The sequence below is a fragment of the Nocardia nepalensis genome (assembly GCF_048910785.1).
Taxonomy (GTDB): domain Bacteria; phylum Actinomycetota; class Actinomycetes; order Mycobacteriales; family Mycobacteriaceae; genus Nocardia; species Nocardia nepalensis.
Genome location: NZ_JBKBET010000041.1, coordinates 321,447 through 337,300, shown reverse-complemented (window position 1 = coordinate 337,300; position 15,854 = coordinate 321,447). Strand labels below are relative to the sequence as shown.

Genomic DNA, 15,854 nt, shown 5'->3' with positions numbered 1-15,854 from the left:
GGATCGTTGACTGCGGGGCAGGTGGGCGAATTGTGCACAGAATGTGCATCGGTGGCGGGGTTCAAGCGGTTGATCCCACCGGGATTCTTCGACTCACAATCTATGCGTAAGGCGTTGGCGCACCACGATTTCGGGAGTGTTTTCGGCGCGGTCAGGACAGAAACGGGGTTGAGCCAAGGCCAGTTGGCGCACCTGGTGGGGCTGAGCCAGGGCCGGGTCTCGGAGATCGAGAACAGGGGCCACAAGGTTATCGGGCTTTCCCTCGGTGCACGGATCTCCATGGCACTGGGGATCCCCGCGAGCACGATGGGTTTCTGGAGCGAGCCGCGTAGCCTGGTCGATGAGGAGGTGAGTTGGGTGTACAGACGTGACTTCCTCAACCTGGCGACGGCGGCTGCGCTGGGCTCGAATCTGCACCCGGAACTCGATCGCCTCGGCGGTCAACTTCCCACGCGAGTGAATTCCTCACGGCGCACACTGATCGGCGCCAACGACATCGAAGCGATCGAGGAAGTCGCCGACTTCTTTCGCCGCCAAGGGCTGGCCCGTGGCAGCGGCTTGTATCGCGATGCTGCCCTGGCGCAGCTGCATGAGGTTCGCTCCTACGAGCACGCCGAGTGCAGCACGGTGTTGCGGCCCTGGTTGTGGGTGGCGACGGCGGAGCTGGCGTGGGTGACTGGTTGGCTGGCCTACGACGTGGAAGATCATGACGCCGCGCGCCGGCTGTGGTCCTATGCTCTGTGGGCCGCCGGTCAGGGCGCCGATCACCCGCGTAGCACGGATCTGTCGGTGGCGATCCTGCTGGATTTGGCGCACCAGGCGCTGCATCTGTGGCGGCCGTTGTGGACGCCCCCAACCCGTGCGGAACGTGACCACCAGCAGCAGATGCTCGACGACGCATTGCGTTTCGCGCAGACCGCGACCGCGACCGCGAGTAGCCGCCGCCATCCGGTCTCTACGGTCACCGAAGCGTATACCGCGTCGGTGACAGCGTGGTGCTGGGCAGCCCGCGGTGACGCCGCCGCAGTGCACAGGTTTATCCAGCAATCCCAGAACCTCTACGCGAAGGTGGACCGAAGCAGCCTCGCCCCGTGGGCGGCGTTCATCACTCCCGCCGAAATCTCCGCCCAGCACGGGCATTCGTATTACCTGCTCTCGACTCACGATCGGGACCACGCCCCGAAAGCGGTGCAGCTACTCAGCGCCGCCGTCGACGGCCACGCCCTCGAACACGCCCGCAGCAAGGCCGTCGCTCTGCCGACCCTGGCTGGAGCGTGCCTGCAGGCCGGTGACCACGACAGCGCCGCCGGATACTGTGACACCGCGATCACCCAGATCGCTGGCTTGACCTCGCGACGTTGCTACACCCGGTTGGGCGATTTGAATCGGATTGCGGCCCAATATGATCGCGACTCTCTGGTCACCGATCTGCGAGCTCAGATCAGCGACGCCGTCGTCGAGGCGAAGTGATCGACAGCGGTCTGCCGGGCCGCGACGCTCTGGGTGCGGTGTGCGCGGAATTCGGTGTTGCCGGCGCCGAGGATGCGGTGATGCTGCATCACCGATCGAACGCGGTATGGCTGGTCGGTTCAGTCGTCGTGCGGTTGGCGCCCGCGACCGAGCTGCGGTGTCAACGCGCTACCGCAGCTGTCGCGGTGACTCGATGGCTGTCGCATGTAGATGATCCGATCGCGCTGACGCCGCTGCCGGGGCCACAACCGGTCATCGCGAGTGGGGCAGTGGCCACCTTCTGGCCGTACCGGCCTACACAGGGATCCACCGATCCGGCCACTCTCGGCGCGCTGGTGCGGCGACTACACGAGGTCGGTGATCCGCCGCAGTCCGCCCCGATACCGGCCTACCGGCCGCTGCTGCGCCTGGGCGAAGCACTCGACATCGACCAGGGCCGCACCCGCCCGGCGCTGTCTGCCACCGACCGCATGTGGCTGCGGAGCCGGGCCGATGACCTGGTCGCCGCGTTCGCAGACACGCAGTGGCCGTTGGGAATCGGGCTGATCCACGCCGACGCACATTCCGGCAACGCGGTCCGCGACGGAGCTGGTTGGGTGCTGATCGATTGGGACGGCACCAGTACCGGCCCCCGGGAGCTGGACCTGATCGGCACGGTTCCCGACCATTTCCACGAATCCGACTGCTATCGGCAGCAATTCGCCGCCGCCTACGGCTACGACATGCTCACCTGGCCGGGCTGGGTCCTGCTGCGCGACATCGTCGAACTGCACTCGATCGGCTCCTACATCCGTCTAGCGCCGGACAAACCAGCCGCCGCGAACGAACTCCACCGCCGCGTCCGATCCTTGCGCAGCGGCGACCGATCCGTGCTCTGGCGCCCGGTGCACTGAGACCCGCCATCGTGATCGGGTGCGCGGCCGAGCACTCGCCCCGCACCATCGAAGTTCGGGAGTTTCCTGTCCGACCAATGGTGTGTTCGCGCAGGGTTTTTCGGCATCTGGCCAGGCGAGATAGTTGAAGGTTCCCGAATGCGATCCCTGGCAGGGATATCCCTGCCAGGGATTGGATGCCCCCTTCGCGCGCGCGAGTCTAATTCAGGCATCCGGCACCGGATTCGCTTCGGTCACAACGTCGTGAGCCGCCCGCTGTCCGGGACGTGGCGGACGGCGGGCCCGGTGTCCGGATGCTGTCGGGCTACCTGGGAGGCGCGCATGACCACGGTTGTGGACAGAGAGCTGTGGATTGTCGGACACGCCGACTGCGCCGCCCCGGGCGACGTGCGGTTCGGGTCGATCGATGAAGCCCGTTTCGTGCGTGCGACTCACTCCGGGCATGGTCCGCAGTGCCGCCAGTACCTCGCAGCGGCCGCATACAGCGGCGGGGTGAACGCCCAAGACGGCTGGGACGACTAGCTGGCTCGCATGATCCATCGGTGTGCAGTCGCCGTTAGGGGGGCGACTGCACCGGGGACGTGCCGGGACTGCAAGACGTCTACGTCTCGCGCCAAAGTCCGTGCCTCACAGTGAAAGGCCGAATATCAGTGACCACTGGGCAACCAGCGTCTCCGCTACCGCCTGTCGACACCTCCGAGCCCCGGGTCGCGATATACGGGCCGGACTTCGCAGCCGACCCGCACGCCGCGTACCGGAAGATGCGCAAAAAGGGGCCGGTGGCGGCGGTGAGTATCGCGCCCGCGGTTCCGGCCACGCTGGTGACCGATTACCGTGAGGCACTGCGCATTCTGAACGACCCGCGATATCCGGCCGATCCTCGTGGCTGGCAGCAACGAGTACCTCCCGAATGCCCGGCACTTCCCACGCTGGGATGGCGACCCGACACTTTGCGCAGCTCCGGCGAAGAACACTCCCGCCTACGGCGCGCCATCAGCGCCGCCCTCGACTGTGTCGACCTGTACGGCCTGGATTCCACGGTCGCGCACATCACGACAATGCTGATCAACGGTTTCTGCGAACACGGCTATGTCGATCTGCTCGATGACTTCGCCATCCCGCTCGTCGGGCAGACACTGAATTGGCTGCTGGGGCTATCGCCAGAGACCGGGAAAGCCGCGCTCGACGCGATCATGGTGTTGCGGGCCGCCACCGACTCCGAAACGGTCAAGGTAGGCAACCACCAACTCATCACGGCGATGGCCGATGCTGTGATGGCCAAGCGTCTGGACCCGGCAGCGGATGCGACGTCGTGGTTGATCGGGCCCCCTGCGAGTTTGAATGACGCTGAGGCGACCTATCAGCTGGCGATGTTGTATGCCACCGGCAGTCAGCCGACCTGGAATCTTATCGCGAACATTCTGATGCTGATGTTGACCGATGACGGGTTCGGTGGTCGTCTTCTGTACGGGGCGCTGTCGGTCACCGACGCGATCGATGAAGTGCTGTTCACCGATCCACCGTTGGCGACCATGGCCCCACGGTTTCCGCAGCAGATGCAGATCGTCGCCAAAAAGCTGCTGCCCCCACATCAACCGGTGCTGATCAGCCTGTCGGCCTGCAACACCGATCCGGCCGTGCACAGCGACGACCACCTCGGCAACCGCTCCCATCTCGCGTGGGGCGCGGGTATCCACGCCTGCCCAGCGCGATCATTGGCGACGGTCATCGCGACCAAGTCTCTGACTCTGCTGCTGGACGCGTTGACCGAGATCCAACTCGCGGTTCCCGACGGCACCGGTTTGGAGTGGCTACCGGGGCCCTTCCATCGCGCGCTCACAGCGCTGCCGGTCACGTTTTCCCCATGCCCGCCGCTTGAACTTCCGCTCGCATAGGAGACCACCCTCGTGCCCCAGCACACCCTCCCGGCGCCCGGCAAACCCAAAGGGACCCCGGTCGAAGCCCTTGGGCCTCGAGTCAGCATCTACACACCCGAATTCGCGGCCGACCCACACCGCGCCTACCAGCAGATGCGCGAGAACTACGGTGCGCTGGTGCCGGTGGAACTCGCACCCGGGCTGGCCGCGACGTTGGTGATCGACTACCGCACCGCGATCAACATTCTCACCGATCCCGACCACTTCTCCGCTGACCCCCGCGAGTGGCAGAAGACACTGCACGACCGAACATGGCCGATCCTGGCGATGCTCGCGTACCGGCCGAACGCGTTGCGCAGCAACGGCGAAGAACACGTGCGCTTCCGCCGGGCGACCCACGACGCCCTCGCCGGAATCAACCAATACGGGCTGCGCGCCTTGGTCGAGCGCACCGCCGTCGCCCAAGTCAACACGTTCTGCCGGTCAGGCTCGGCTGATCTGCTCAGCCAATACTGCCTGCCGGTGGTGTTCGCGGTCATCACCCAGATCATCGGGTGCACACCAAAACTCGGAGAGCAGCTCGTTGCCGCCAGCGCGGCGCTATTCAATGGACAGGACAACGCCGAGGAACTGTTCGACTCGGCCTTGCGTGAGTTGACCTGGCTCAAGCGCACCAATCCCGGCGACGACGTCACCACACGGCTGGTACGGCATCCGGCGAAACTGACCGATGACGAGATGGTCCAGCAACTGCTGACGATCATTTCGGCCGCGATCGAGGTGCCGCAGAACTGGATCGCCAACACCCTGCTGCTGATGCTGACCGATCGCCTCCGATTCATCGCGGGCCTCAACCGTGGCCTGCCGCCCTCGACCAGTGCCGCGCTCGCCGAGGTGTTGTTCACCAACCCGCCGATGGCCTGCTACTGCCTCACATATCCGGTCCAGCCCATCCTCGCCGGCAAGGTGTGGTTGCCCGCGCATCAGCCGGTGATCACCAGCATGACCGCGTGCAACAGCAGCCCCGAGGTCAACACCGGCCAGTACACCGGCAACGACTCACACCTGGCCTTCGGTGCGGGCCCACACGCGTGCCCGAAACCGGCCCGCATCGTGGCTGAGCTGATGGGGGAGACAGCTATCGACCAACTGCTCGACTTCCTCCCAGAGATGCGACTCGCCGTCCCCGCCGAAGAACTCGAGTGGCGGCCCGGCCCGCTCCATCGCGCGCTATCCACACTGCCGGTCATCTTCCCGCCCTCGCCTCCCCAACACATTCTGTAAAGGACAAAGATGATCGACGTACTGCGCCCGCCAGCCCTCGACCGCGACGGCAACCAGGTCCCGCACCAGTTCCTCGACACCTACTGGCGCCCGTTCATCGACCACCATCGCTGCAACCGAACCCTGCCCCAGCTGCAGCTGCAGGCTCTTAATGACGACCCACACTTCTATCTGGAGTTCTTCGCCCAGCAGCTGGCTGCCGTGTGCCGGGCGTGGAATCCGGAGCAGGCGGAGGTGTTGACGCTGACACTGTGTGACGTCATCGACACCCCCATCGCGCGGTTCGACCACCGGTGGTGGCCCCACCCGGGTCAAACCATGGCGACCATGGTCCGCACCGGCGCCATGGTGGCGCACCACAACGAACGGTGGCGCGCCGATTGGAGCGAACTGGCCGGGGTGTGCGAATCCTGGCGGCCGGAAGAAGCTTTCGCCGTGCTCAGCGCCATCACCCGTCATCGCGTAGTCGCCCGCGACGGGGTCACAGCCCTCCAAGCCGTCGGTCTCTTGCCCTGATCACACAGACCGGGCGGCATGACGTCTCGGCCTACCGATGACATTCCCCGGACCCGAACGCACACGAAAGGTATCGCAACCCAACATGATTCGGCGGCACGCCGCGCGGCTAAAGCAGTCGGCGGGTCGCCTGGCGAGAAGGCGAGTTCCAGCATGACCATCGATCTCACCACCACCACTGCACGCGTCGACGTCGGTAGCGAACCTGTCGAGGCGTTGCGGACCGCGTTGTTCGGCCCGGATACCGTTCAGCGGGCATGGGTCCGTGACGCGGTAAGGGCGGTAGAGGACCTCCCGGTGTCGGGCCTGACGTATGCCGAGCACGCAGCGCGCGGGCCCGTTCTGCTGCGCTCGGCGATCGAGGGGCTCGGCGTGCCCGTGCGAGACCTCGCTGCCGACGCCCAGTTGCGGGGTGTGTTCTGTGATGAGTCCGCCATCAGCGCGACCCACGTGCTGCCGCTGGTAACCGGGGACATCGACCTGGTGACACAAGCGATTCTGACGCTCGGGACCGGCACGCAGTATCAACAGCAGTGCCTCGCCGATCTCGATACCGGTGCCGCAGTAGGGGTATTGGCTCTGACCGAGCTCGGCGGCACCAACGGGGCCGACCACCGCACATTCGCGGTGTGGGATCTGGCGACGAACGGGTTCTGGCTGCGCACACCAGACATACGCGCGGCGTACTCGATGCCGAATGTCGGTGACCCCGACGTGCCGAACATCGTCGTGGCCATCGCCCGCCTGTACGTAGGCGGCAGTGACGAGGGCGTCTTGGCCTTTCTTGTGCGTCTGCGCACCGCAGAGGGCCTGGCTGACGGTGTGGATATCGTCGACATACCGGACAAGAACTTCACGCCGATGCGGCACGCGATCTTCCGGTTCCGCAATTTCTGGGTACCGAAAGACGCACTGCTAGTAGGGGATTGGGCCCGTTTCACCGAGGACGGTCGATTCAAATGCGATATCGCTGATCCACGCGAACGTTTCCATCGCACCGTCACTCCACTGGGGGATGGTCGCCTCGACCTGGCGACCGCTTCTGTATACAGCGCTTGCGCCGCCCTGCACGGTTTAGACAATTTCGCCCGGCAACGCCGACCAGGGTCGGGCACGGTGATGGCCGACCGTGATGCGGTACAAGACAACCAGGCGACCGGGCTGGCCGCCGTGTACTGCGCGAGCATCCTGGGCCGCCATCTGCGCGACATGCGTACGGCGACCACCAACAGCGACCCCGCGATGGGGTTGTGGTCGATGCTCGCCAAAACCACGATGACACAGCTCGCGGAGCGGGTGCTGCTGATGTGCCGGTTGCGTACCGCCTCCCATGGCGCGACCGTGCTGAGCCGCCTGGGTGCGTGGCACGAGAATATTTTCGGGGCCATGGTCGCGGAGGGGGAGACACAGGTCCTGCAGATCAAAGCAGGGAAGGCGTTACTGGGCGGCGCCACCCCGCAGTTGCCAGGCACACCGGCCGATCTGCCGTGGCCGGTCGAACTTCTCGTCCAGCGGGAGCGGGCCATCGCCGAGGGCCTGCGCCGTGGTGACCTCATGGCGGCAGGGCCGGTCGTGGGTCCGGGCACGGCGGCCATCGCACTGGCGGTCTCCGCCGGGGACCGGGCAATGGCGATCGCCCCGATCATCGCCGCAGCCGCCACCACCGACCCCCTCGCGAAACACCTTTTCATCGCCGTCGGTGAGACCTTCGCGCTCGGCCTCATCTACTACCTGCACAGCGGCTGGTACAACACCCACCCGGTCCAGGGTTGGAACGAGCACAACGCCTCGATCGAGGAAGCACTCGCCACGCGCCAGCGCTTCCTCATCTCTCACATACCGGACCTATGCGCAGCCCTCGACGTCCCCGACCTCCCCGGCTCACCGCTGAGCGGCGACAACTACCTCGCACCCTACGAGCAGCTCACCGGCTGGGCGCCCGACAGCTTCATCGCAAGCACCACACCATGACCGCCGCTACCCGACCCGTCGGCTGCGCCGGTGATTGATGGGTGCGGCTGCGAGCAACGGCGCTCGCAGCCGCACCACGGCTCGGAAGGAGCAAAGCGCAACGTGAGCGACCAGCAGCACAGCCGCCGCACCGTGCGCGGGCTGCCACACCCGAAGCCACGTTGTCCCAGAATGCTCCCCGGGGTCCGGGTCACCGCATTCCGGGCCGCCAATCCGGCCGGGTTCGAAACCTCGGCCGCACCGGATTCCGAACCGGTTCCTCCGGTCTGATGGTCCCGCGATGGGCGTGACGCTCACCGGACGTCGGCACGGTGTTGTCCGATCACCTGCATGGCGGCGGCGCGGGCGATCCGAGTCGGTCGCCCAGGACGGTCGGTGGTCTCAGTCGTTGCCGTCGGGGTCGGTATCGGAGAGTTCGTCGCGTTGCGCGATCAGACGCTGTCGCAGGTCGACGTCTTCCGGGCTGAGCGCCTCACCGGGCCGTCGGATCCGAGCCAGGACAGGACGGGGGCAGTCGTCGACGCGGCCGAGGAGCTGCGTTCGGCCGGGGGCGCGGTGGAGCGCGTACCACTACCGGGAAATCATCGCTGGCGCTGGCGGCACGGTAGAAGAAGTTCCGCTCCTCGACGAAAGCCCAGACGGCGACCGCTGACTCAGTGTCGCGCCCACCATAGTTGTTGGACTATCGGCGGACTTGGGATGCCGTTCACGTCCAGAAGGTGGCTCTTTCGAGTCGAACTGGTCGTTTACGGTCATCGGCGTAGCCGGTGTGCTGCGTCTGCCGCTATGTCTTTGGCGTGCAGGCTCATTGAGATCGATGTCATGGGTCGGCGGTCACCGTTTGGCGTCAGTTTGGTTACAGTGGGTTGCGGTGGGGCTCAGCCTGACCGACTTCGTTCGCCATGGGGGGGATCGATTGTGGCCATTGTTCTTTCGTGTCCGGTGTGGTGTGTGTGGCATCGCGATCTGGATGAGCCCGGTACTTGTTGTGTGCATTACGGTCCGGAGTTGTCGGTTCCTGTTTCGGGGATGGTTTCGTCCAGTGCACAGCGGCGTGTTTTTGTGCGGTTGACTGCCGTGGACTGTGATGGTGTGCGGCACCGCGTAATTGGTCTCGTCGTGCCAGGTGTTGGTCATGTGGAGTTGACCTCCGGGCAGGCGCGTGCGCTGGCTGAGTGGTTGATTGTCGGGACCGAAGTGTGTGGTGTCGCGTCCGCGGTGCCGATGTGTCGGCCGTTGTGGTGTGTTGATCATCGCGACCTGGATCCGTCGGAGCCGGGTGCGTTGGTGGAGCATTACGGTCCGGTGGTGTCGGTGAAGGTGTCGGGGCCCGAGCCGTCGGCTGCGGTCGGGGTGCGGGTGAAGGCGGCGGATGTAGACGGGGATCGGCATGTCTTCCTGGAGTTGATATTGCCGGACGGGCTGACCAGCGTGACAGAAGCACAGGCATGCAAGATCGCGGCGAACCTGCTCGATTCCGCGGATGGCTACGACGGCCTCTCGTAACGACAGTGCGGAGATCTCTGGATCGGTGTGGCTTGGTGGTGTCGGGTGCGTGCGCCATCGGCGGATGCGGCCGTGCTTAGTCGTGGGGCTCGGGTATGCGGCGGAGCCGTGGCCGGTATCGGCTCGTTTCGGATGAACAGCGCCCGATCCGTGGCGTGACACGATATTTCGCGTGACACATGGATAAGTGGTGGCGAGATCAGCGACCAACGGTTCTGCTGTTTCGTTCAGTACTTACAGTCCGAGGTCATCGTCTGGAAGGTGATTGACAGGCCCGCTGTGGTCGGTGCTGTTTTCATGGCCGAATTCGTCTGCCAGTTCAGCGTGCTGTCGATGGTGTTGTTCGTGCGCTAGCTGGGTGTCGGTGAGGTTGCGTCGGCGGCGTTGCTCGGTGCGGTATTTCTCGAGCTGTTGGTTGATGTCGGCGACGCGGGTCTGGACTTCTTCACTGGTGTGGGCCCCCGCTTCGGTGTGGTGTTGGTCGGTGCCCGGTGGTTGTTCAGGGGCGGTGTTCAAGAGTTGGTCCCAGCCGTCGGGGGTACCGGCGAGGAGGATGGCGTCGCGTTTTGCCTGGCGTGCGGCGGCGCGTGCAGTGCTGTGTTCGCGGTCGCGTGTGGTTTGTTCGGCGATCAGGGTGTCGATGCGGGTTTGCAGTGCTCGGCGTTGGCCGCGTCGGTAAGTGGGTGTGGCGTCGAGATCGGCGCGCGCGTCGTGGAGTTCGGTCACGACGGCGTGGAAGGCTTTGGCGGCGGTGTGGAGGTGCTGGTCGGCGGTGTGGGCGCCGCGGATCGCCTGTTGTGCTGCGGTGTGGCGGCGGGCGAGATCGTCTGGGTCTGGCTGATTTTCGGGTGGGTGCTGGGGTGGGTTGAACAGGAATGTCTCGGTGTCGGCGAGGGCGAGGCGTTGGTGTAGTTGGGTGATGTGCTCGTCGAGTTGAGCGTCGGTGAGCACGTAGAGAGGATCGTCGAATGCTGGGTCGGCGGGGTCGACCGAGCGCGATGGCTGGGTGGTGTCGGGGATTGGGTGATCGTGGAGCCAGGCTTCGATCGCGGCCCGGTGTGCTGGGTTGCCGGTGGCGCGCCAGTCGCGGCGCAGCATGGCGCGCGCGGCGGCGCGGGTTTTGGTGGCGGTGACGTGGGTGCAGCGTGCGGCGATGTGGTCGGCGGGATCGTGGTCGGGGATGCCTGGCTGATGACTGTCGCGGCATTCGCCGCATAGCCCGTCGTCGGCGCGGCGCGGCGGCACGGGGGAAACGTCGGTGCGGGTGCGTTCCAGACCACAAGCGACACAGCCCAATCCGCGGGTGTCGGGTAGGGCGGCGCGGTCGTAATCGAGTGGGCGGTGCTTCGGCCGCGCGTCGGGTAACACCTCGCGGTAGTAGTCATGCAGAACCCCGTCCGGAACCACGTTGTCGTAGGGCTGGTCGTCGACGTCGGCGCGGGTGTCGTGGTAGCCCTGCTCGGCGTGGCGGGCATCGATCTGTGCGTCGGTGAGTTGTTCGCGACGTGCATCGGGGTCGATGTGGTCGGGGTGGTCACGGGCGACTTCGCGGCGTCGGTCGCGGCGGTAGCCGGGTTCGGCTGGGCGGGTGGGGGTTTGGTAGACGTGCGGGTCGCTGTCTGGTGTGCATGCTTCGATGAGTGCACGATGCTCAGGGATTCGCTCGGCGGCCCACCGCAACCGTGCGCGAGCGACGGGAAAGGCATTGCGGTAGAGGGTTTCGGCGATGTCGGCGAAGATTGTGTGTTGTTCATCGGTAGCGATATCGGCGAGCTCGCCGAACGCATCGACGCCAGCAGCGATCTGGCCGGTGCGGAAAAGTTCGGCCACCTCGCGAATACGGTCGGGGAACTCACCGGTCACGGGTTCGGTTCCGATGTCGACATCGGATGCCGGTGGTGACGCAGGTTCGGGGGTCATTGTCTGGCGGCCTTCCTGGTTGAGTTCGGGGTCTGGTGGCGCATCAGGGGATGTGCTGGATTCGGGCGAATCCGCGCGAGCAGGCGCGTCGGCGGTCGACCGGTCGCGGTCTTGGGTAGGTGTGTGGTGCAGGAGTGCGTCGATGCGCCACGCCAAAGCGCTGGCGAGTTGGTCGGGGCGCAGGCTGGAGGTGTCGTCGGGTTGGGCTGCGAGGAGCAGTTCGTGCGCGGTGGTGAGTAGTTGCTGGGGTGTCCATGTGGTTCCGGTCGCGCGGTCGATCGCGGCGACCACGCGCGGCCACGCCGGGTCAGCGATGACGCGGTCGGCGGCATCCTCACCGAGCACGGTGCGCAGATCGGTGATCCAGTCCGGGCGCAGGTTGGGATGGCCGAGACCGGTGTCGAGGGCGGAGGGTTCCAATTCCAGGCGCGACCACAGCGCGGCGGCGGGCATCTGATCGGGAAGCGGCCGCAGCGCCGCGGCATCGGTGAGCAACGCTTCGATGTCGATACCGGCGCGTGAGGCGACTTCGATCTTGTCGGCGAGGACGGGCCAATACGGGTCGGTCACGACGCGGGCCTCCAACCGCTCCACGGTGGCGGCCCACTTGTTCACCGGCAGATGGATATCGCCGAGCGCATCGGTGACTCGCTCGTCGAGTAGCGTTTGGTGCTCACGTTCGAGCGCGCCGTAGCGGGGTGGTCCGGTGGGGCGCATGTCGCGGTCGTCGACGTGCAGGCTGGCCCGCCAGACCGCGAGCTCGCCGAGCAGCCCCGGATCGGTGCCGACGAGCGGTCGCGCCCAGTGCGGCGCTGTGACGGGAGTCCACCAGTGGATGTCGCGGTGGATCTGGGATGCGAGGTCGCCGACGATGTGGGCGCGTGGGGTGAGTTGTGTGGAGTCGAGGCCTTCGCGCGGGCCGCGCGGGATTGCTTGTGCCCACGGCAGCGGTCCGGTGCCGGTGGAGTGCGCGCCGGAGGGGTCCAGACGCCAGTCCAATACCGCGGCAACATCATCGGCGGTGTCGAGTTCCCGCACACCCGCGGCGGTGTGCAGAGCAGCGATCGGGTCGCGCCCAGACAGCGCGATCATCGCCAGATGCTGACGCAACACCGGGTAGGCGGGGCTGTCAGTGAGGTTGGGACGCAATGCCTCCGCGGCGGCGTCGAGACGCTCCAGACCATCAGCGCCGAGGGCGTGTTCGGCGGCGACACCGAGTGCGTCGAGGTAGATATCGAGCGCGCTCCCGATCCGAGTACGCGGGTCGAGCGCGTCGCGTAGTTGGGTGTGGGCGGATTTTTGTGCGCCGTCGCGGCCGAGGATGCGCAGTAAAACTTCGACTGCGGTGCGCGGAAACACCGCCGGTTCACTCCAAAACGAGCCCTCACTGCCGTCCAACGCGGTCGGAATGTAGGCATGGTTGGCGTACACGCCGCGGGTGAGTGCGACGTAAAGTTGCTGCCGGGATTCGCCTCCGGTGAGCGCGACATGGCAGGTGTCGGCGGTGATTCCTTGCGCGGAATCGATCGTGGTGGCGTACCCGAGGCGCACATGCGCGGTCACATAGTCGGCGGGAAGCCGCACACTCGCACCGTGTTTTCCGCCGGAACGCAGGTGCGTGGCGGTCAGGCTGCGGTCGTCGTGGACGGCGGTGACGGTCCAGGCGTAGCCGTTGCGCACCCAGTCGTGTGTGCCCAAACGTAGGCGTGGATTGTTGCGGCGGGTGCGGATCGTGTCACCGACCGAGGCCGCCAAGCCGTCGGCGAGTTCGCATTCCGCGCCTACGACACCACGGCTGCGGGTGACGCGATCGGTGCGGGCGCGTGCGTTGAGCGCTTTGACGACGTCGTGGTTTGCGGCGAGCATGATCGCGTCGCGGCCCGCGAGATGGTCAGCGGCCCAGGCGGTGTAGGTGTCATCGTGGGTCGCTCCGTGATGGCCCGCGTGCACGCGAGCGTTGTCCAGATACCAACCCAGAGCAGCCGGATCGCCTTCGCGCAGCTGCAAACTGGCCGTCGCCTCCGCGGTGGAGGCGAAGCGCACGACGTGGGTCAGGGTCAATGTGTGTTCGGGGGCGGCGGCGTTCATGTCCGCGTCGGCACCGCCGGCGTCGATCGCGGGCAGCTGCTGATTGTCGCCGATACAGCGGATCGTCGCCCCACGAGAAGCCAGAAAACGCAGCAGTCGAAGCCGTTTGAGGTTGCCGAGCTTGACGTGCTCGTCGACGATCACGAGCGTGTCGGAGCCGATCTGCAGCACCCATTGCGGCAGCGGCGGCGGGACCTCGCGATCCAAAGCCGGGTTGTCAGGACGCGGTGTGTGACGAGACAGGACATCGAGGACCTTGTCGACGGTCTCCACCCGGGCACCGATCGAGTCCCCCAGCACCGCAGCGGCGGAAGCGGTAGGCGCCAGGCCGAGGACTTGCCCGCCGCTGGTGTGCCACGCGTCGGTGAGTACAGCCATCGCGGTCGTCTTGCCGGACCCGGCCGGGGCGTTGGCGGTATGCACCCGTAACCCCGAGGTGGCGAATCCTTCGATGACACCGACCTGCCCGGCATTCAACGGCCGATCCGGGTTGAGCGTGTTGAAGTCGCGCACCGCAGCCGTCACCAGCGCGGGGGTGAGTTGGCGGGCGCCGGACTGCACCGACAGCTCGATCAGCTGCTTTTCCACCGACAATGTGCGCGCTGAGGTATACAGCTGAGAACCCGCAGCCGTGTACACGCTGGAGCCGTCGCGACGACGCAACAGCGCGGGCACCGTACGCAACTCGGGTGCGTCAGCGATATCGGGGTCGCCGCGTTCGATCGACTGCGTCGGCGAGAGCGCTTCTGTCAGTACGGCCTCGGTGGCCTGTTGCCAATCCTGGCCTCGGATGCGGCCGCGGATCTGCCGCTCGACTTCGGCGCGCACGTTGTTGGGCCGCCAGGTCGATCGGTGCTGCGCCACCACCTCCAGCACATGCTCAGCCGTGTGCGCAATCCAGCGAGCCGACACCGAAACACGCGGCACACGAATAGGATTCATTGCCGCCGCGACCATCCGCGACAGCGCTTCCCGGCCGCTGAGCAGCGCCACCGCTTCCGCCCGCCAGCTGGCGCGCTGCTCGGCCAGTGACCGTAGTTGGTGTTTGGCGGGGCGGGTTTCCAGGGTGGCGCGCTGGGCGAGGTCATAGATTTCCGCCGGGATCGGTTCGCGCCCGAACCGGTGCTGGAAGTCGGCGGCGAGCTCACCCAGGCGCACCTTGATCGCGGCTTCGCGCCGCGACCACGCCTCGATCAACCGGGCTGGGATACCGACGATTTCGCGGATAGGCCGTTTGGTGGGATCGGTGCAATCGCGTTCGGTGAACTCCACCCCGACGAGATCTTCGAGGTGGTGCTCCAAGCGGGTGTTGTAGATCTCGGACACGGTGACCACGGCCTGATAGATCGCCGCACCGTCGAGGGTGCGCCATCGCCCGTCCAGGGTGCGCACCCGGTTGGCGATCAGTACGTGGGTGTGCAGGTCCGGGTCCCCAGCGCGGCTGTCGCGGTGGGTGAACTGTGTCGCCACGATGCCCTCGACATCGACCTGCCGGATCCCGTTGCGCCCTAACCGGGTGAACGCCGCATGCTGCTCGAGCCAGGCGAGTGCGTCACCGATCGCGGCCTGGTGTGCGGCCTCGATCTTCTCCGCGACCGCGCGGGGGGCTAGCGCCCACAGCACCGACACCGACTTCACCGGCGAGAACGTGATGTCGAAACCGGCGACCGCGGTGGTGGTCGGGCGCGAGTTCTGCGCCACCCACCCCGACAATTCACGCTCATTCAACGGCGCGCGATCGTAGGTTTCGGTGAACATTCGCGTCGCGACAGTGGTGCGAATCCGCGCACGTTCGGCATCGGGAATGGCGTCGTGCGGGTCGAATCCGTGCGCGATATTGTGTCGCTCGTATGCCTTCGCGCACCGTTTCCGGAACTCGGAAACCTCCGCATAGACACGAAATGGATTACCTAAACGAGAGGCTTTATCGGCTGCGAGTGTGGCGTCCTTGTGCTTCGCGCCGAGGCGTATCTGCTCGTCGTAGACAGCGGTTTCGATCGCGTCGGCGTTGGGATGGCGACCCAGTCCGAACAGCGATTCCATCTGCTCTTCGGTGACTTCATCACCTGCGGTGATGCCCAGAGAACCCAGGCCGGTGCCGTGCCAGCGCCCTGGTGCCTCGCCGTGGGCGGAGTAGTAGTCGGCCAGACTGGACCGGCCGCGAGCGGAATTATCGTTCGTGGCGACATTACGCAGGTAATACTGATAGCCATTGCCTGCCACGACTTTATGAATTGTCGCGGTCATATATCCATCAGGCACGCATCAGGCAATTACCGCTAGGGGTTGGAAGTGACTATTTTTTCGTCAAATCAAGCATATCCCCAGG

10 protein-coding genes are annotated in these 15,854 nt (G+C 65.9%); 9 read left to right on the top strand and 1 reads right to left on the bottom strand.

Annotated elements, in window-relative coordinates; all coding sequences use genetic code 11:
* The first annotated feature begins 51 nt into the window (after positions 1-51).
* The 9 genes from ACHQ4I_RS41445 to ACHQ4I_RS41405 all read left to right on the top strand — a co-directional run bounded on the left by ACHQ4I_RS41445 (position 52) and on the right by ACHQ4I_RS41405 (position 9,517).
* Positions 52-1,470 (top strand): helix-turn-helix domain-containing protein, encoded by a 1,419-nt coding sequence (locus ACHQ4I_RS41445; protein ID WP_420777387.1) that lies wholly within the window; start codon positions 52-54, stop codon positions 1,468-1,470.
* Positions 1,467-2,363 (top strand): phosphotransferase, encoded by an 897-nt coding sequence (locus tag ACHQ4I_RS41440; protein WP_420777386.1) that lies wholly within the window; start codon positions 1,467-1,469, stop codon positions 2,361-2,363. The genes ACHQ4I_RS41445 and ACHQ4I_RS41440 overlap by 4 nt, the downstream gene beginning before the upstream one ends.
* Before the next feature lie 321 nt (positions 2,364-2,684).
* A complete protein-coding gene (locus tag ACHQ4I_RS41435; protein ID WP_420777385.1) occupies positions 2,685-2,885 on the top strand; it encodes a hypothetical protein in 201 nt (66 codons plus the stop codon).
* A gap of 266 nt (positions 2,886-3,151) precedes the next feature.
* A complete protein-coding gene (locus tag ACHQ4I_RS41430; protein ID WP_420777384.1) occupies positions 3,152-4,258 on the top strand; it encodes a cytochrome P450 family protein in 1,107 nt (368 codons plus the stop codon).
* A gap of 12 nt (positions 4,259-4,270) precedes the next feature.
* Complete coding sequence (locus tag ACHQ4I_RS41425; protein ID WP_420777383.1) at positions 4,271-5,524, top strand: cytochrome P450 family protein; 1,254 nt, start codon at positions 4,271-4,273, stop codon at positions 5,522-5,524.
* 9 nt (positions 5,525-5,533) lie between these two features.
* Positions 5,534-6,040: a hypothetical protein gene (locus ACHQ4I_RS41420; protein WP_420777382.1), complete on the top strand. Its 507-nt coding sequence runs from the start codon at positions 5,534-5,536 to the stop codon at positions 6,038-6,040.
* A gap of 153 nt (positions 6,041-6,193) precedes the next feature.
* Positions 6,194-8,011: an acyl-CoA dehydrogenase family protein gene (locus ACHQ4I_RS41415; RefSeq protein WP_420777381.1), complete on the top strand. Its 1,818-nt coding sequence runs from the start codon at positions 6,194-6,196 to the stop codon at positions 8,009-8,011.
* Between the two features lie 102 nt (positions 8,012-8,113).
* Entirely contained in the window at positions 8,114-8,281 is a 168-nt protein-coding gene (locus ACHQ4I_RS41410; protein WP_420777380.1) for a hypothetical protein, read from the top strand.
* An 867-nt stretch (positions 8,282-9,148) separates the two neighbouring features.
* Positions 9,149-9,517, top strand: a complete 369-nt coding sequence (locus ACHQ4I_RS41405) for a hypothetical protein (protein ID WP_420777379.1) — start codon at positions 9,149-9,151, stop codon at positions 9,515-9,517.
* Positions 9,518-9,751: 234 nt separating this feature from the next.
* On the opposite strand, the gene mobF is transcribed toward ACHQ4I_RS41405, so the two are convergent.
* Entirely contained in the window at positions 9,752-15,772 is a 6,021-nt protein-coding gene (gene mobF, locus ACHQ4I_RS41400; protein WP_420777378.1) for a MobF family relaxase, read from the bottom strand.
* Positions 15,773-15,854 lie beyond the last annotated feature (82 nt).